This is a genomic window from Buttiauxella agrestis (assembly GCF_900446255.1).
In the GTDB taxonomy this organism is placed as follows: Bacteria; Pseudomonadota; Gammaproteobacteria; order Enterobacterales; family Enterobacteriaceae; genus Buttiauxella; species Buttiauxella agrestis.
In genome coordinates, this window is sequence record NZ_UIGI01000001.1 from 1257811 (window position 1) to 1276011 (window position 18201).

General features: G+C 51.6%; 18 protein-coding genes. 10 read left to right on the top strand and 8 right to left on the bottom strand.

All coding sequences use genetic code 11. The features are described from left to right. Window positions 1-12: 12 nt before the first annotated feature. The 3 genes from ppk1 to purM all read right to left on the bottom strand — a co-directional run bounded on the left by ppk1 (window position 13) and on the right by purM (window position 3934). The gene (ppk1, locus tag DY231_RS05930; RefSeq protein WP_034497592.1) at window positions 13-2073 is read right to left on the bottom strand and encodes a polyphosphate kinase 1; all 2061 of its coding nucleotides are present in this window, start codon (window positions 2071-2073) and stop codon (window positions 13-15) included. A 182-nt stretch (window positions 2074-2255) separates the two neighbouring features. Further along, entirely contained in the window at window positions 2256-2897 is a 642-nt protein-coding gene (purN, locus tag DY231_RS05935; protein ID WP_115627622.1) for a phosphoribosylglycinamide formyltransferase, read from the bottom strand. Next, a complete protein-coding gene (gene purM / locus DY231_RS05940) occupies window positions 2897-3934 on the bottom strand; it encodes a phosphoribosylformylglycinamidine cyclo-ligase (RefSeq protein WP_115627623.1) in 1038 nt (345 codons plus the stop codon). Before purM ends, purN begins: the two co-directional genes overlap by 1 nt. A 214-nt stretch (window positions 3935-4148) precedes the next feature. On the opposite strand from purM, the gene upp reads away from it, so the two are divergent. From upp to DY231_RS05955, 3 genes are all read left to right on the top strand, one after another. Continuing rightward, complete coding sequence (gene upp / locus DY231_RS05945; RefSeq protein ID WP_034459132.1) at window positions 4149-4775, top strand: uracil phosphoribosyltransferase; 627 nt, start codon at window positions 4149-4151, stop codon at window positions 4773-4775. A gap of 83 nt (window positions 4776-4858) precedes the next feature. Beyond that, on the top strand, window positions 4859-6142 hold the full coding sequence (gene uraA / locus DY231_RS05950; protein ID WP_115627624.1) for a uracil permease: 1284 nt from the start codon (window positions 4859-4861) through the stop codon (window positions 6140-6142). A 102-nt stretch (window positions 6143-6244) separates the two neighbouring features. After that, a complete protein-coding gene (locus DY231_RS05955) occupies window positions 6245-6946 on the top strand; it encodes a DnaA inactivator Hda (protein WP_218568349.1) in 702 nt (233 codons plus the stop codon). Between the two features lie 74 nt (window positions 6947-7020). On the opposite strand, the gene arsC is transcribed toward DY231_RS05955, so the two are convergent. Together arsC and bepA are read right to left on the bottom strand one after the other, a co-directional pair. Continuing rightward, window positions 7021-7374 carry an arsenate reductase (glutaredoxin) gene (gene arsC / locus DY231_RS05960; protein ID WP_034497582.1) on the bottom strand — a complete coding sequence of 118 codons (354 nt, stop codon included), beginning with the start codon at window positions 7372-7374 and terminating at the stop codon, window positions 7021-7023. An 11-nt stretch (window positions 7375-7385) separates the two neighbouring features. Then, entirely contained in the window at window positions 7386-8849 is a 1464-nt protein-coding gene (gene bepA / locus DY231_RS05965; protein WP_115627626.1) for a beta-barrel assembly-enhancing protease, read from the bottom strand. Window positions 8850-9060: 211 nt separating this feature from the next. On the opposite strand from bepA, the gene DY231_RS05970 reads away from it, so the two are divergent. Continuing rightward, entirely contained in the window at window positions 9061-10131 is a 1071-nt protein-coding gene (locus tag DY231_RS05970; protein ID WP_115627627.1) for an AI-2E family transporter, read from the top strand. A 54-nt stretch (window positions 10132-10185) separates the two neighbouring features. Here DY231_RS05970 and bcp read toward each other — a convergent pair whose 3' ends face one another. Further along, the gene (gene bcp / locus DY231_RS05975) at window positions 10186-10656 is read right to left on the bottom strand and encodes a thioredoxin-dependent thiol peroxidase (protein WP_115627628.1); all 471 of its coding nucleotides are present in this window, start codon (window positions 10654-10656) and stop codon (window positions 10186-10188) included. A 14-nt stretch (window positions 10657-10670) separates the two neighbouring features. Beyond that, window positions 10671-11228 (bottom strand): glycine cleavage system transcriptional repressor, encoded by a 558-nt coding sequence (locus DY231_RS05980; RefSeq protein WP_034497570.1) that lies wholly within the window; start codon window positions 11226-11228, stop codon window positions 10671-10673. A 145-nt stretch (window positions 11229-11373) separates the two neighbouring features. On the opposite strand from DY231_RS05980, the gene dapA reads away from it, so the two are divergent. The 6 genes from dapA (at window position 11374) to ypfH (ending at window position 17943) form a co-directional block, all read left to right on the top strand. Then, window positions 11374-12252, top strand: coding sequence for a 4-hydroxy-tetrahydrodipicolinate synthase (gene dapA, locus DY231_RS05985; protein WP_115627629.1), 879 nt, complete (start codon window positions 11374-11376; stop codon window positions 12250-12252). 16 nt (window positions 12253-12268) lie between these two features. After that, on the top strand, window positions 12269-13303 hold the full coding sequence (bamC, locus tag DY231_RS05990) for an outer membrane protein assembly factor BamC (protein WP_115627630.1): 1035 nt from the start codon (window positions 12269-12271) through the stop codon (window positions 13301-13303). 108 nt (window positions 13304-13411) lie between these two features. After that, on the top strand, window positions 13412-14125 hold the full coding sequence (gene purC, locus DY231_RS05995) for a phosphoribosylaminoimidazolesuccinocarboxamide synthase (RefSeq protein ID WP_115627631.1): 714 nt from the start codon (window positions 13412-13414) through the stop codon (window positions 14123-14125). Window positions 14126-14254: 129 nt separating this feature from the next. Further along, window positions 14255-15130: a KPN_02809 family neutral zinc metallopeptidase gene (gene ypfJ, locus DY231_RS06000; RefSeq protein ID WP_115627632.1), complete on the top strand. Its 876-nt coding sequence runs from the start codon at window positions 14255-14257 to the stop codon at window positions 15128-15130. 24 nt (window positions 15131-15154) lie between these two features. Further along, complete coding sequence (locus DY231_RS06005; RefSeq protein WP_256682644.1) at window positions 15155-17170, top strand: tRNA(Met) cytidine acetyltransferase TmcA; 2016 nt, start codon at window positions 15155-15157, stop codon at window positions 17168-17170. Between the two features lie 74 nt (window positions 17171-17244). Next, a complete protein-coding gene (gene ypfH, locus DY231_RS06010; protein ID WP_115627634.1) occupies window positions 17245-17943 on the top strand; it encodes an esterase in 699 nt (232 codons plus the stop codon). Window positions 17944-18002: 59 nt separating this feature from the next. Here ypfH and DY231_RS06015 read toward each other — a convergent pair whose 3' ends face one another. Further along, window positions 18003-18194 (bottom strand): YpfN family protein, encoded by a 192-nt coding sequence (locus DY231_RS06015; RefSeq protein WP_034459091.1) that lies wholly within the window; start codon window positions 18192-18194, stop codon window positions 18003-18005. Between the last annotated feature and the right edge of the window lie 7 nt (window positions 18195-18201).

Consider the following 18201-nt stretch of genomic DNA (forward strand, 5'->3'; position numbering starts at 1 on the left):
CAGCATGATGCGTTATTCAGGTTGTTCCAGAGACTTGATGTAATCGTAAATCGCCAACTGTGAGCGCACCTTGCGGCGATTACCGCGCGGAACATAGCGGTTGCTCAACTCTTTGTCGAGATAGCGGGCTTTCACTGTGTCACTGAACAAGATTTCAATAATATCCAGCACCCGTTGTTTCAGGCGCGGATCGAGGATGGCAACCGCAACTTCGATACGGTAATCAATGTTGCGCGTCATCCAGTCGGCAGACGAAAGATACACTTTCTTATCGCCACCATTTTCAAATATATAGACCCGGTCGTGTTCCAGATAACGGTCTACGATACTGATAACCCGAATGTTATCGCTGATCCCCTCCAGATTTGGGATAAGCGAGCACATACCGCGTACCAGCAAATTCACCTTCACACCCGAGCTTGACGCAGCATACAGCCTGTCTACCAGCCCTTTATCGACCAGGTTATTGAGTTTCAGAGTAATGCCAGACGGTTCGCCGTTTTGCGCATTCGCAATTTCTTTATCGACCAAATCGTAAAGCAGGCGGCGTGAGTTCTGCGGCGAAACCATCAGATGTTCGAACGTTACCGGGCGATACGGGTTTTCGATAAAGTTGAATACCCGCCGCACTTCATTGGTGATGCGTGCATCGCAGGTCAACAAGGAATAGTCGGTATAAAGACGGGCGGTTTTCTCGTTAAAGTTACCGGTGCCGATGTGGGCGTAACGCACCACTTCTTCGCCTTCTTTACGGGAAATCAGGAATAATTTTGCGTGGATCTTCAGACCCGGTGCCGAGAAAATGACGTGAACCCCGGCTTCGGTCAGGCGCTTCGCCCAGTGAATGTTGGCTTCTTCGTCAAAACGCGCTTGCAGCTCAACCACCACGGTGACTTTCTTGCCATTGTGCGCGGCATGAATCATTGACTCAATAATGCGCGAGTCTTTCGCGACGCGGTAGATATTGATTTTAATCGCCAGTACGCTCGGGTCGAACGAGGCCTGACGCAGCAATTCCAGCACGTGTTCAAAAGTGTGGTACGGGTAATAAAGCAGCACGTCACGGTTACGAATCGCATCAAATCCGTTACGGAATTTATCGAACCAGATATGGCGCAGCCGCGGCAGAGGTTTGTTGATTAAATTGGCTTTACCGACATTTGGGAAGTTAATGAAATCTTTAAAATTGTGGTAACGGCCACCGGGAATAATGGAGTCGTAGTTAGTGATAGTCAGCTTATTACGCAGCATTTCGACCATCGCATCAGGCATATCGCGTTGGTAAACAAAACGCACCGGCTCGGCGGTGAGACGCTGTTTTAAGCTTGATGACATCAGTTCCAGCAGGCTGGACTCCATTTCTGTCACCAGGTCGTATTCTGCGTCGCGGGTCATTTTCATTGAGTAAGCGTTCAACGAATCGTAATCGAAGAACCCTTTGAAAATGTCATCCAGGCAATAACGCAGAATGTTATCGAGCAGGATCATTGGCTTGCGGCGACGCGGTGCTTCCGGCGGCAAATTCACGAAACGAGGCACTTTATCGGACGGGATTTCTAGCAGGGCGTAACGAATATCGCTGCCCTGAATAATCTCAACCGCCAGATAGGTGTAATCATCTTTAAGGAACTGCACCAGATCGGTTTCGTTATTGATGAGAATCGGTGTGATGTGCTGGCGCAAATAGTGTTTGAAGTAATGACGCAGCCAGTTTTGCTGATTTGGCGAAAGCTGACGTTCATTGATCAGGAAGATCTGATTACGCGCCATTTCCAGCAGCAAATCGTTATACAACCCATCAAATTCCTGGTCGGCCTTTAGCACGCGCGCCTGAATTTTATTGAGTAAATGGCGCGAATTAGGTGCCGTACCTTGTTCTTCGCTGATCAGAATGCGCCGTTTTAGTTCGGCGAAACGGACCTTGTAGAATTCATCAAGGTTATTCGAATAGATGCCGAGAAAACGCATTCTCTCGATCAGCGGGTTAATTTTATCCGCCGCTTCCTGGAGCACGCGTTCGTTAAAATTCAACCAGCTCAGTTCTTTTTCGATGTACAGCTTATCCTGACCCATTAGCCCTCACACTCCGTTTTCGTGGACGTTAAAATGCCGTCACGTCTGTCATTATGGCGAGCTTTGGCGGGGAATGTCCAACGCTGGCCGTAAAGTATGACAAAACGCGATTTAAGATGTGATTTACGTTAAGTAAGCGTCGTAGGTCGGAGAAATGAAAAAGGGGCAAAAGCCCCTTAATTTTATTCGTCTGCGGCATAACCTTGCGGTGGCAGTTGAGTGCCATCAAGCCATGCGCTGTTATCGCGCATCTCTAGTCGCCCGTCGATAAACCAGGAAACAACCAGCGGATAAATAGCGTGTTCTTGATTTTGCACACGCGCGGTGATGTCTTCTTCATTATCACCTTCAAACACGGGAACCGTAGCCTGAAGAATGACCGGGCCGCCATCCAGTTCGTCAGTGACAAAATGCACCGACGTTCCGTGGACTTCATCGCCATTTTCCAGAACCTGACGATGTGTATTCAGGCCTGGATATTTAGGCAACAAAGAAGGATGAATGTTAATCAAGCGGCCCGCATAGTGCCCGACAAACTCCGGGCTAAGAATGCGCATGTAACCTGCCAGAACCACCAGATCGGGCGCGTAGGCGTCAATCTCAAGCATCAGCTCACGATCGAACGCTGCGCGATCGGCGAACTGGCTGGCCGTTAATGCGTGAGCAGGAATTTGCGCTTCACGCGCACGCTCAAGCCCAAAAGCATCGGTTTTATTGCTGAATACAGCCGCAACGGTGCCATTAATTTTTTTATGCTTGCAGGCATCAATAATCGCCTGAAGATTGCTTCCGTTACCGGAAACCAGCACCACAATGCGTTTCATTATTCAATAACCACACGCTCGGAGGAATCAGAAGCTTTGATACTACCGATTTTCCAGGCGTTTTCACCTTTTGCGTTCAGGAATGCTACCGCTTTGTCAGCTTCAGCCGCAGGCAACGCTATCAGCATGCCGACGCCGCAGTTAAAGGTGCGGTACATTTCGTGACGGCTGATATTCCCGGCTTGTTGCAGCCAGTTGAATACCGCAGGCCATTGCCATGAAGATTCAGCGATCACGGCCTGAGTGTTGTCTGGCAGCACGCGCGGGATGTTTTCCCAGAAGCCACCACCGGTCAGGTGTGCAATCGCGTGAACGTCAACCAGTTCAATCAATTCAAGAATCGACTTCACATAGATGCGGGTCGGTTCGAGCAGATGATCGGCCAGCGGCTTGCCTTCCAGTTCGGTGGTCAGCGGGTCAGCGCCACTCACTTCCAGCACTTTACGCACCAGAGAATAACCGTTGGAGTGCGGGCCACTTGAAGCCAGGGCGATCAGCACATCGCCGTCGGTCACTTTGGAACCGTCGATGATTTCAGATTTTTCGACTACGCCGACGCAGAAACCGGCAACGTCGTAATCTTCGCCATGGTACATCCCCGGCATTTCAGCGGTTTCACCGCCGACTAACGCACAACCAGATTGCAGGCAACCTTCGGCGATACCGGAGATAACGCTGGCAGCGGTGTCGACTTCAAGTTTTCCCGTCGCATAATAATCGAGGAAAAACAGCGGCTCAGCACCCTGAACAACCAGGTCATTGACACACATTGCGACCAGGTCGATGCCAATTGTGTCGTGACGTTTTAAATCCATCGCCAGACGCAGTTTCGTACCCACACCATCGGTGCCAGAAACCAGCACAGGTTCACGATACTTCTGAGGCAACGCGCACAGCGCACCGAAACCACCCAGTCCACCCATCACTTCCGGGCGGCGAGTCTTTTTCACTACACCTTTGATTTTATCGACCAGAGCGTTACCAGCATCAATATCAACACCGGCATCTTTATAGCTAAGAGAGGTTTTGTCGGTCACTGCTAAGTCCCCGCGGATGGGTTAGAAATAAAAAACGCCGCAATTCTAACAGTGGAGGCAAACGTTTGCGAGCCTCTTGTTAAGCGGGATGTAATTATTATCGTTCTATACTGATTTCACCCAGTTTGATCTCGAAGCGGTGGCGCGGTGTTAAAAAAGCGGTATAATCCGGCGATTTTTTTTATGGTGGCCAACTATCTCGGGGAGAAAGAGTATGAAGATCGTGGAAGTCAAACACCCACTCGTCAAACACAAGCTGGGCCTGATGCGTGAGAACGACATTAGCACCAAACGCTTTCGTGAACTCGCCTCAGAAGTTGGCAGCTTGCTGACTTACGAAGCCACGGCGGATCTGGAAACTGAAAAAGTCACTATCGAAGGCTGGAACGGCCCGGTAGAGATCGATCAGATTAAAGGCAAGAAAATTACCGTTGTGCCAATCCTGCGTGCAGGCCTGGGCATGATGGAAGGTGTGCTGGAAAACGTTCCAAGCGCACGTATCAGCGTTGTGGGTATCTACCGTAACGAAGAAACCCTGGAGCCAGTCCCTTACTTCCAGAAACTGGTTTCTAACATTGAAGAACGCATGGCGCTGGTGGTTGACCCAATGCTGGCAACCGGCGGTTCTATGATTGCGACCATCGACCTGCTGAAAAATGCCGGTTGTACCAGCATCAAAGTGCTGGTTCTGGTTGCTGCACCAGAAGGTATCGCTGCGCTGGAAAAAGCGCACCCGGACGTAGAGCTGTTTACCGCTTCTATCGATCAGGGCCTGAATGAGCACGGATATATTATTCCTGGCCTCGGCGATGCCGGGGACAAAATATTTGGTACTAAGTAAAAATTGAGCCGACTTCGAAAGTCGGCTTTTTTTTGATTTGTTCGAGCCGTTATTTCTAAAAACAATACTCAGAGGAAAACACAATGACACGCCGCGCCATTGGAGTGAGCGAAAGACCACCCCTGCTGCAAACGATACCGTTAAGTTTGCAACACCTGTTCGCGATGTTTGGTGCCACCGTTCTGGTGCCTATTTTGTTCCACATCAACCCGGCGACGGTACTGCTGTTTAACGGGATTGGGACGCTGCTGTATCTCTTTATCTGTAAAGGCAAAATCCCGGCTTATCTGGGTTCAAGCTTTGCGTTCATTTCTCCTGTGCTGCTGCTCCTGCCGCTGGGTTATGAAGTCGCGCTTGGCGGTTTTATCATGTGTGGCGTGCTGTTTTGTATTGTGGCGCTGATTGTGAAAAAAGCCGGTACTGGCTGGCTGGATGTGATGTTCCCACCTGCGGCGATGGGCGCAATCGTGGCGGTTATCGGCCTTGAATTGGCGGGTGTGGCGGCAAATATGGCGGGTTTACTGCCTGCTGATGGCACTTCACCAGATTCAACGACCATCATCATTTCTCTGGTTACGCTTGGCGTGACTATCTTTGGTTCTGTGTTGTTCCGTGGTTTCCTGGCCATCATCCCGATTCTTATCGGTGTGCTGGCGGGTTATGCACTCTCCTTCGCCATGGGCGTGGTAGACATCACGCCGATTATCGAAGCGCACTGGTTTGCATTGCCAACCTTCTATACCCCACGCTTTGAATGGTTCGCTATCTTCACCATTTTGCCTGCGGCGCTGGTGGTGATTGCTGAGCACGTGGGTCACCTGGTCGTGACGGCGAACATCGTGAAGAAAGATTTGATTCGCGATCCTGGCCTGCATCGCTCCATGTTTGCTAACGGCATTTCGACTATTTTCTCAGGTTTCTTCGGCTCTACGCCGAATACGACTTACGGCGAAAACATCGGCGTCATGGCGATTACCCGCGTGTACTCCACCTGGGTTATTGGCGGAGCGGCGATTCTGGCCATTCTGCTTTCTTGCATTGGTAAGCTGGCGGCGGCGATTCAAGTCATCCCGGTTCCGGTCATCGGTGGTGTTTCACTGCTGCTGTACGGAGTGATTGGCGCGTCCGGTATTCGCGTGTTGATCGAATCAAAAGTCGATTACAACAAAACGCAAAACCTGATCCTGACTTCAGTGATTCTGATCATCGGCGTGAGTGGCGCGAAAGTGCACATTGGCGCCGCAGAGCTGAAAGGCATGGCGCTGGCGACGATCGTGGGTGTGGGTCTGAGCCTTATCTTCAAATTGATCAGCGTCTTGCGCCCGGAAGAAGTGGTGCTGGATGCCGAAGAAAACGACGTAAAATAGCCGTTTAGCTTTAAGCTGGGCGGCGCGCTCGCCCGGTTCTCCTGATCCTCATTTCTGTGATAGACTCTCTGCGTTTTTCTGCCTGTTATGGTTGAGGTAATTCTGAATACGCCGGCACAGCTATCACTGCCACTCTATTTACCTGATGACGAAACTTTTGCGAGTTTCTGGCCGGGTGATAACCCTGCTTTACTCGCTGCACTCCATTCTGTGCTCCGCCAGGATCATAGCGGCTATATTTATTTCTGGTCGCGAGAAGGAGGAGGGCGCAGCCATCTGCTACATGCCGCCTGTGCGGAACTCTCCCAGCGTGGCGAAGCTGTCGGCTATGTGCCGCTTGATAAACGCACCTGGTTTGTCCCGGAAGTGCTCGATGGCATGGAACAACTTTCGTTGGTGTGCATCGATAATATCGAGTGTGTGGCGGGCGACGAACTGTGGGAAATGGCGATTTTTAATCTCTATAACCGCATTCTGGAATCTGGTAAAACCCGCCTGCTGATCACCGGCGATCGCCCACCGCGCCAGCTGAATCTGCAATTACCCGATCTCGCATCGCGCCTGGATTGGGGGCAAATCTACAAGCTACAGCCATTATCGGATGACGATAAACTCCAGGCCCTGCAATTGCGTGCAAAGCAGCGTGGTTTTGAATTGCCAGAAGACGTGGGACGTTTCCTGTTGAAGCGTCTGGACCGGGAAATGCGCACACTGTTTATGACGCTCGATCAGCTTGATCATGCGTCGATTACCGCACAGCGAAAACTGACTATCCCGTTTGTGAAAGAGATTTTAGGGCTTTAATTCTGGTGGCGGATGTCGCTTACGCTGAAACCGTGTAGGTTGGATAAGCGAAGCGTCATCCGACATAACCTAAATTACAAAATCTCCAGCACCGACTCCGGCGGGCGACCAATTCTTGCTTCACCATTTGCCAGCACAATCGGGCGCTCAATCAATTTAGGGTTTTCTATCATCGCCTGAATTAACTGATCTTCGCTTAACGCGGAATCTGCCAGATTTAACTCCTTGTACAAATCCTCTTTCTGACGCATCAAATCGCGCGCGCTGGCAAAGCCTAACTTGCTTAATAACGATTTGAGCGTTGCGGCATCTGGCGGGGTTTCCAGATACAGCACAACTTCAGGTTCTACACCATTCGCTTTTAGCAGGCTTAACGTTTCACGGCTCTTAGAGCAGCGCGGATTGTGGTAAATAGAAACGGTGGACATCGTAACTCCTGTTACATCTTAGAATACTGAAGGAAGCGTTTTTGCAATTCGCGGAACTGATCGATTCTCGCGTCATAACGAGCCTGCTGCAAGCTGCCGAGTTTCACTTGCGAACTGGCGCTACTGAGCAGAGTAATAGCCTGATCGAGTTTGCCGACAAGCGCCATGACTTCTGCACGAGCCGCCAGTTCCTGGTCACGGTTGCCCAATGCCGCCTCGGCTTGCGCTAACAAATCCCAGCCGTTGCTGTCATCAGGATGGCTAAACGTATAACGATTCAGAATGGCTGCGGCCTGAGCGGGCTGTTTTGCCTGGACATAAGCGTTGGCAAGGTTAAGTTGCAACACCGGGTTTTGCTTCAGATCCGGGGCGTTTTTCAGGCGGTTTACCGCATCTGCCGTTTTATTCTGCCCAAGATCGATATCCGTCGCTAAGTCGAGATACCAGGTATTGGCAGGCTGCGCGACCAGTAACGGTTGCAACAGCTTGCGAGCTTCATCCCATTTACTGCTCCCCATCGCCTGTAGTGCGCGACCATAGGCAGAGGCATGTTGTTCACGGATATTGCCCTTCGCCCAACTATCTAACAAATCACTGGTTAACTGGTTACGCCCGGAATTGTACATGCCGAGCGTACGCGCTTTCGCCATGTAAAAATCTTCGGAAGATTGCACGACGATCGGGCGCATCTGGTTGGCGCGGTTTCGGGCATCGGACAAACGGCTTTCCGGCAATGGGTGAGTCAGTAGGATTTCCGGCGGACGCGATGAATAGCGTGATTGATCGAGCAGCTTCTCGAGGAAAGTTGGCATCGCTTGCGGATCAAAACCTGAACGCTGCAACACCTGAATACCAATGCGGTCTGCTTCCTGTTCGTTTTGCTGCGTGAAGCTGATCATGCCTTGCTGCGTTCCCGCAAGGGTGCCGCTTAATGCCGCCATCCCGGCCTGCGGGCTAGCCATTGCCAGTAAAATCGAGCCTAACGCGCCAACCCAGGTGAGTGGGGCGTTCTTTTTCTGATCTTCCATAGCGCGTGCCAAATGGCGTTGCGTGACGTGGGAGATTTCGTGCGCCATAACCGATGCAAGCTGGCTTTCATTATCGGCATAACGGAACAGTGCTGAGTGCAGCACCACGTTGCCGCCAAAGAAAGCAAAGGCGTTGATTTCATCGTTGTTGATCAAGAAGAAATGGAACGGTGTCTTGACGGAGTTGGCATGGCTAACTAAACGCATACCGAGATGGTTAATATACTGTACGAGCAAAGGATCATTGATTAAAGGAGCGCTGCCTCGCAGCTGACGAACATAATAGTCGCCCATCTGCAATTCCTGGCCTATCGACAGAGTGCTTCCCGCAGACGTGCCCATATCAGGCAGTTGATCGGTAACATCTGCAAAGGCGGGTGTTGCCGGGCCAGCGAGTAGAGCGGCCATTAGAGTTGCAACCAGCGGTTTTTTCAACTGCTTGAACATACGTCCTGTCCTGTTTAATCAAAGTTAATCTTCGACACGTATTAGGTGGTTTTGTTCGCCAGCCTTGATGAACTTTAGCCCACACCGTGATTGAAACCTATCTTAGCCGTGGCAATTTTAAACTGCTATTGAACAGAGATAAAAAGCGAAGTCTTTACAGTGACATTTAGATACAATCTCTTTTCGCTCAATGCTGTCAGGGAAGGGTTGTATGCTCGAAATGTTGTTGCAATGGTATCGACGACGGTTTAGCGATCCAGAAGCTATCGCGCTACTGGTTATTCTGGTTGCAGGTTTTGTCATCCTGTTCTTCTTCCATGGACTTTTAGCGCCGCTGCTGGTGGCGATTGTTCTGGCTTATTTGCTGGAGTGGCCAACCGCGCGACTTCAACGTGTCGGGTGTTCCCGAACCTGGGCGACGACGATTATCCTGGTGCTTTTCGTTGGCATTTTGCTGTTGATGGTTTTGGTCGTAGCCCCCGTGGCCTGGCAGCAAGGCATCTATCTGATTCGCGATATGCCAGGAATGCTGAATAAACTTTCTGATTATGCCGCCACACTCCCAAGACGTTATCCGGCGTTGGTAGATGCGGGCATTATTGATGCCATCGCTGAGAATATGCGTGGCCGCATGATGGGGATGGGTGACCAGGTCGTGAAATACTCGCTGGCTTCGTTAGTGGGTTTACTCACGCTGGCGATTTACCTGGTGCTGGTTCCGCTGATGGTGTTCTTCCTGGTCAAAGACAAAGAGCAAATGCTCAATGCGGTGCGCCGAGTCTTACCGCGAAATCGTGGGCTTGCAGGGCAGGTCTGGCTGGAGATGAACCAGCAAATCACCAACTATATTCGCGGCAAAGTGTTAGAAATGCTGGTCGTGGGCGTGGTGACGTATATCGGTTTTGTGATTTTTGGGTTGAATTATTCACTGCTGCTTGCCGTGCTGGTGGGGTTCTCGGTGCTGATTCCATACATCGGCGCGTTTGTCGTGACCATTCCAGTGGTCTGCGTGGCGTTGTTCCAGTTTGGCATTGGCCCAGAATTCTGGACGCTTTTCGCCGTGTATCTCATCATTCAGGCGCTGGACGGCAACCTGCTGGTGCCGGTGTTATTCTCTGAAGCGGTGAATTTGCATCCACTGGTGATTATTCTGTCGGTCGTGATATTTGGCGGTTTGTGGGGATTTTGGGGCGTGTTCTTCGCCATTCCACTTGCTACGCTTATCAAAGCGGTGGTTCATGCCTGGCCGGATAGCTTACTGATAGACGACAAGACGAATTAGAGACAGTAAAAAGCCGACGTGAAGTCGGCTTTTTTAATATTTTTATTGCGATAATTAAGCGTTTTCTTTCAGCCAGTTCACCACGATATCGTGATGGTTGCTGGTTTTGAAATCATCAAACACTTTCTCAACTTTTCCTTCGCCATCCAGCAGGAAGCTGATGCGATGGATACCATCGTAGGTTTTACCCATAAACGATTTCTCACCCCAGACGCCAAATTGCTCGCAGACTTGATGGTCTCCGTCAGAAAGCAGCGTGAAGTTGAGTAACTCTTTTTCGGCAAAACGTGAAAGCTTTTCGGGTTTGTCGGTGCTGATGCCCAGCACTTCCACGCCTTTCTTTTTCAACTCGTCCATGTTGTCGCGCAAACCGCACGCCTGCACGGTACAGCCTGGCGTCATCGCTTTAGGATAGAAATAAACCAGAACGCGCTGTCCCTGGAAGTCGGTTAAATTTATTTGCTCGCCGTCTTGATCGGGCAAGCTAAATTTCGGTGCGCTATCACCGGCTTTCAGTGGGCTCATTACAACTCTCCGTCTTAATCATCTTGCTGTGGATAATTCACAACGTTAATACTGCCCTGTGCTTTGAGTTCTGTACAGAGGGCCTTGAACGCATCTTCGATAACGCTCGCATCCTGAGATGCCGGACTATGAGCCGTAATCTGAATGTAGAGCTGTGCCGGATTGCCATCCTGAGCGGGTTGTGTCCGTGAGCTAAGCTCCGCGATATTCATGTGATGAATATCAAAAAGATTGGTAAAACGCTCGATTAAATGAGGCGAATCAGTGACTTCGACCTGAACCCAGACTGTCGCAGGCATCGCCGGGCGCTCTTGTGCGGCGGTTCGCTTCATAACAATCAACAAATCAAGCTCGGCACCTTTTAGCGGTAACGTCGATTCAATCAGGGTTATCGCATTCCAGGTGCCTGACAGCAGCATAATAAACGTGAACTCTTCACCGAGCATAGCGAGGCGACTGTCTTCAATATTACAGCCGCAACTGCTCACATGGCGGGTGATGGTATTTACTATACCCGGCCGGTCAGCCCCAAGGGCTGTGATGACCAAATAATGGTGTGGTGAGGGAGTCAAACGTATTCTTCCTGTGAATCGGTGAGTTAACATAAGGAAAGCATAAAAAAAACTTGCGTACAACCGTATGGCATCACTTGGTGACTTGCTTTTGATCCTGCACCAAACGTACCATTGAGACACTTGTTAGCACAGAGGATGGCCAATGTTCACTGGAAGTATTGTCGCGCTTGTGACGCCGATGGATGAGAAAGGTAATGTCTGCCGGTCAAGCCTGAAAAAACTGATTGATTACCATGTCGCCAGCGGAACATCGGCGATTGTTTCGGTAGGTACTACCGGAGAGTCTGCTACGTTGAGTCACGACGAGCACGGTGATGTGGTACTGATGACTCTGGAACTGGCCGATGGCCGTATTCCTGTTATCGCAGGGACTGGCGCCAACGCCACCTCTGAAGCTATCTCCCTGACAAAGCGTTTTGAAAACAGCGGAGTGGTGGGCTGCCTGACAGTCACGCCATATTACAACCGCCCAACTCAGGAAGGGTTGTATCAGCACTTCAAAGCAATCGCTGGAAGCACCGACCTGCCGCAGATGCTGTACAATGTACCATCTCGTACCGGTTGCGACATGCTGCCTGAAACCGTAGGCCGTCTGGCGAAGATAAAAAATATTATTGGTATCAAAGAAGCAACCGGGAACTTAACACGAGTAAACCAGATCAAAGAGCTGGTTGAAGATGACTTCATCCTGGTCAGCGGCGATGACGCCAGTGCGCTCGATTTCATGCAATTGGGTGGCCACGGTGTGATTTCCGTGACGGCAAACGTAGCCGCGCGTGAAATGGCAGAAGTGTGTAAACTGGCCGCCAATGGGCAATATGCGCAAGCGCGCGTTATCAACGAACGTTTGATGCCGCTGCACAATAAATTATTTGTAGAACCCAACCCTATCCCGGTCAAATGGGCTTGTAGGGAGTTGGGACTTGTGGCAACCGATACCTTGCGCCTGCCAATGACACCGCTGACTGAAGCCAGTTGCCCGGTGATTATTAGCGCGCTCAAGCATGCCGGTTTGCTGTAAAGTTTAGGGAGATTTGATGGCTTACTCAGTACAGAAGTCGACGGTGGCGAAAGTTGCAGTGGTATCGCTTGCAATGCTGTTAGCAGCATGCAGCACCGACCAGCGTTATAAGCGCCAGGTTAGTGGTGACGAATCCTATCTGGATGCTGCACCCCTCGCGGAAATTCACGCACCGACCGGGATGATCCTGCCGGTGCAGAATGGCCAATATGATATTCCGGTCACCAACGGCAGCGGCGCAGTAGGCAAAGAGCTGGATATTCGTCCGCCAGCTCAACCTCTGGCATTGGTCAGTGGCGCGCGAACCCAATTTACGGGTGATACCGCGACACTGATGGTTGAAAGTTCGCGTAGCGCGACGCTTTGGCCGCAGGTTGTTAGCGTCCTTCAGGCGAAAAACTACGGCATCGATAAACGTGATGACGCGACCCAAACCCTGACGACTGACTGGGTGCAATGGAACCGTGCTGATGAAGATGACCAGTATCGTGGCCGCTATCAAATCAGTGTGAAACCACAGGGCTATCAACAAGCCGTGGTGGTTAAGTTGCTGAACCTGGAACAGGCGGGCAAGCCGGTTTCGGATGCGGCCTCCCTGCAACGTTACAGCGCAGAAATGCTTAACAGCATCAGCGCGGGTCTGGACAAAACCCAGACTGACCTGCAAAACGCCAAAGACAGCCGTGTAGCAACGCAGCTTGATGTACAAAGTGCCGCGGATGACACTGGTTTACCAATGCTGGTGGTGCGTGGTCCGTACAACGTGGTATGGAACCGTTTACCTGCAACACTTGAAAAAGTGGGCATGAAAGTCACGGACTCAACGCGTTCAACCGGCAGCGTGGCGGTAACGTACAAACCATTATCTGATAGCGCATGGCAAGATTTAGGGGCGAAAGACCCGGGTCTGTCCAGTGGCGACTATAAACTGCAAGTTGGCGACCTCGATAACCGCAGTAGTTTGCAGTTCATCGACCCGAAAGGTCACACGCTAACGCAGTCGCAGAATGATGCACTGGTAGCCGCATTCCAGGCAGCTTTCAGCAAGTAACATTTAGAGGCCAGAGCAATCTGGCCTTTTTTCTGATAGGCTACGCAAACGTGTGCGTAGCCACAGATAGCGGAATTTTTTAGTTAAATCACACCTGGAGTAAGAAAGATGCAAAAGCAAGCTGAGTTGTATCGTGGAAAAGCGAAGACCGTATACAGCACGGAGAACCCGGACCTGTTGGTGCTCGAATTCCGCAATGATACGTCAGCAGGAGACGGTGCGCGCATCGAACAGTTTGACCGTAAAGGCATGGTGAACAATAAGTTCAACCATTTCATTATGGCTAAACTGGAAGAAGCGGGCATTCCTACGCAAATGGAAGCTCTGCTCTCCGACAACGAAGTGCTGGTGAAAAAGCTCGATATGGTGCCGGTTGAGTGCGTCATTCGTAACCGCGCGGCAGGTTCTCTGGTGAAGCGTCTGGGTATTGAAGAAGGTATTGTGCTCAACCCGCCGCTGTTTGACCTGTTCCTGAAAAACGATGAGATGCATGACCCGATGGTCAACGAGTCTTACTGCGAAACCTTTGGTTGGGTGAGCAAAGAGAATCTGGCGCGTATGCGTGAGCTGAGTTACAAAGCTAACGATGTCCTGAGCAAAATCTTTGACGACGCGGGCCTGATCCTGGTCGATTTCAAGCTGGAGTTCGGTCTGTTCAACGGTGAGGTTGTACTGGGTGATGAGTTTTCCCCAGACGGTAGCCGCCTGTGGGACAAAGAAACTCTCGATAAAATGGACAAAGATCGTTTCCGTCAAAGCCTGGGTGGACTGATTGAAGCCTACGAAGAAGTCGCGAAACGTATTGGCGTTAAATTAGACTAAAATCTCGCACGAATCTTTTAAAGCCGAAAGTGTTCCCACTTTCGGCTTTTTCACGTCTTGTTTCTTATGGTAATTCTGGAGTTAACCACCTACGATCTATCTATTACAAAATATTAAAAGAGGCCGCCTATGCGCTGGCAAGGTCGTCGCGAAAGCGACAATGTTGAAGACAGAAGAAATAACTCTTCTGGCCCGAGCTTTGGTGGAGGCGGCGGTGGCTTCCGTTTGCCCGGCGGGAAAGGCGGGATAATCTTACTTATTGTGGTGGTTGTGGCGAGTTATTACGGCGTCGATCTCACTTCAATGCTTGGCGGCCAACCGGTTCCGCAGCAGCAATCTGCGCAACGTTCTATCAGCCCTAACGATGACGAAGCGGCTAAATTCACCTCGGTTATTCTGGCAACCACAGAAGATACCTGGGGGCAGATTTTCCAGAAAATGGGTCGTACCTATCAGCAGCCAAAACTGGTGATGTACCGTGGCGCGACGCGCACAGGATGCGGAACGGGTCAGTCAGTGATGGGGCCGTTCTACTGCCCGGCAGACAGGACCGTGTACATCGATCTTTCGTTCTACGATGACATGAAAAGCAAGCTCGGTGCGGATGGTGATTTTGCTCAGGGCTATGTTATTGCTCATGAAGTCGGGCACCATGTGCAGAAATTGCTCGGCATTGAGCCGAAAGTACGTCAGCTTCAGCAAAGCGCAAGCCAGGCTGAAGGCAATCGCCTGTCCGTAAAAATGGAATTACAGGCTGATTGCTTCGCAGGTGTCTGGGGCAACAGCATGCAAAAACAAGAAGTGCTGGATGCCGGAGATTTGCAGGAAGCGCTGAACGCGGCGGAAGCCATTGGCGATGACCGTCTGCAACAGCAAGGGCAAGGACGCGTAGTGCCAGACAGCTTCACTCATGGGACTTCAGAGCAGCGTTACACCTGGTTTAAACGTGGGTTTGACAGCGGCGACCCAGCACAATGCAATACCTTCGGTAATACCGTCAAATAACGAGATGTGGCAAGGATTGATGCTATGGAACAGCTAAGGCACGTAACTGCCATTATGGCTGAGGCCGGTATTCGCCGGATGATGATTCTGGCGGGCGAGAGTGCGTGGAGCAGCCAACATGTTCAGGCGCTCGCCCGGCAATTACCCGGCGACTGGTTGTGGGTGGGAGCGGCACCGGAATTGCCGCTGCACTGTGCAACTTCAGCCATGCGCACCTTGCTTGGCCGTGAATTTCTCCACGCGGTTTTTGATGCGCGCAACGGGCTGGATGCTGAAGCGCTCGCCGCTCTGGCTGGAACGCTGAAAGCAGGAAGCTGGTTAGTGCTTCTGGCGCCGCTGTGGAACGACTGGCCGATGCGACCAGACTGCGATTCAAACCGCTGGAGTGAACAACCGGAAGCGATTCCTACCCCTCATTTTGTCGCTCACCTGCAACACTGCATTGATGACGATAACGAGTGCGTGCTCTGGCAGCAGAACCAGGCGCTAAGTTTCCCCGAATTTGCACCACGCCCTGCGTGGCACGCCGCCCAGGGCGCTCCTTTCGATGAGCAGGCAGCCATTCTCAACGAGCTCGTGAAAATGCCGCCCGGTGTCGCGGTAGTGACCGCTCCGCGAGGCCGGGGGAAATCCGCGCTGGCGGGCATGTTATTACGCATGATTGCCGGAAAAGGGCTAGTCACCGCACCCGGTAAAGCCGCGACGGACGTGCTGGCGGAGCATGCGGGCGATCGTTTTAGTTTTGTCGCCCCTGATGTATTGCTGGCGAATACCGCATCTTTTCAGGCCAGCTGGCTCATCATTGATGAAGCTGCGGCACTTCCCGCGCCGCAGCTACGCAAACTCATTGCCCATTTCCCACGAGTTTTACTGACCACCACCGTTCAGGGCTATGAAGGCACCGGGCGCGGGTTTGTTCTCAAATTCTGTGCAAGCCTGGATGCTCTCACGCGTTACACCCTTTCGACCCCCATTCGTTGGGCGGCAAACGATCCGTTGGAACAACTTATCGACACCGTTTTGCTGTTTGACGAACCTGACGTGACGACGGCGCCACAAGGCGGGGTTTCTCTGCAAACCATTGAGCGTCACAGTGAAATGCAACCGTCTGAACAGTTGCAAGGGATGTATCGCCTGCTTTCAGGGGCGCATTATCGAACCAGCCCTCTGGACTGGCGTCGTATGCTCGATGCCCCTGGTCAGCATTTTATTGCCGCTATCAGCGATGATGAAACGGTAGGTGCTACCTGGCTTGTCGAAGAGGGGGGGCTGGATGAGCATCTGAGTCGCGCTGTGTGGGCGGGCTTTCGCCGCCCTCGCGGTAATTTAGTCGCGCAGTCGCTGGCCGCGCATGGGGGCAGCCCGCTTGCCGCAACGCTTAAAGGGTTACGCGTCAGCCGCATTGCGGTGCATCCGCTGCGTCAACGTCAGCAAATCGGCCAGCAGATGATTGCCTGGGCGAAGGAGCATGCGCCGCAGGATGTTGATTACCTTTCGGTCAGCTTCGGTTTCACCGATGAGCTTTGGCGCTTCTGGCAATGTTGTGGATTTGAGTTAGTGCGCGTCGGCAGCCACCGTGAGGCCAGCAGCGGCTGCTACACCGCGATGGCGTTATTGCCATTGACGGTGCAAGGCAAAGCGCTGACTGAGCATGAACAAACCCGGCTACAGCGCGATATCTGCTGGCTGCAACCGTGGATTGACCAATCCTTGCCAGTGATTTCCCTCGCAGAGGCTTCGCTAAATAGTGATGACTGGCTGGAACTGGCCGGTTTTGCGTTTGGCCATCGCCCGCTTGAAGCCTGCCTGGGTTCACTTAATCGTCTGTTACTTGCCAGCGATTTGCCGCTCAATGCGCTGCGTGCGCGAGTGCAACAGCAATCAAATGTGGACACCATTTGCCAACAATTACAGATTTCGGGTCGTAAGGGCTTGCTCAATGTCATGCGCCAGGAGGTACAAAAAGCGTTGGAAAAACTCGATGAGCAACAGTGTATTGCTCTGAAAACCTCGCTTTTGCAATTGCAATTTTTCCACTAAGTCGTTCAGTCAAATGGCATGGTCATCAAAAGTAGTCAGCGTATAGTCAACTCCAGAATCTTAAGGAGAAAACCATGAAACACGAACACTTTGTTGTCCAAAGCCCGGCGACACCTGCAAAACAACTGTTGTTACTGTTTCATGGCGTGGGCGATAACCCGGTTGCGATGGGGCAAATCGGCAGTTGGTTTGCGCCGCATTTCCCGGATGCACTGGTCGTCAGTGTCGGCGGCCCGGCACCAAGCGGCCCGTATCAGGGGCGTGAATGGTTTTCAGTGGCTGGCGTGACGGAAGAAAACCGGCAGCAGCGGGTCAACGCTATCATGCCAACGTTTGTCGAAGTCGTGCGTTACTGGCAAAAACACAGCGGTGTACCCGCGAATGCCACAGCACTGATTGGTTTCTCGCAAGGAGCCATCATGGCGCTTGAGGGCGTGAAAGCTGAAGCTGAACTGGCTTCGCGCGTGGTGGCATTTAATGGCCGATATGCGCAGCTTCCGCAAGTAGCCTCTACCGCAACCACCCTTCATTTGATTCATGGTGATGATGATCGAGTGATTGATGTGAAACACGCGTTTGATGCATCAGAAGCATTAACGCAGTTGGGCGGAGATGTGACGCTGGACGTGATTGACGATTTAGGTCACGCCATTGATGACCGCAGTATTCAGATTGCGCTGGATCACCTGCGCTATACGGTGCCAAAACATTACTTCGATGAAGCATTGAGTGGCGGTAAACCGAACGACGACGATATTGTTGAGTTTCTATGAGTTGGAACTCCCTCACCCTAACCCTCTCCCCAGGGAGAGGGCCGGGGTGAGGGTGAAACTTAAGGCTTTTTCTTCGGGAAATCGTCTTCGTCATCCCACTTATCGTTAAAGTCACGATGTGGAGGAAGCTCAGGTTTATTCGCCATATATTTCTTCGGATCAATACGCTTCAGATCCTTAATAACATTAAGGAAAATGCCAAGTAGCAGCACCAGTACGATGATCCACCAGTAATGCGATAGCCATTCCATGCTCATA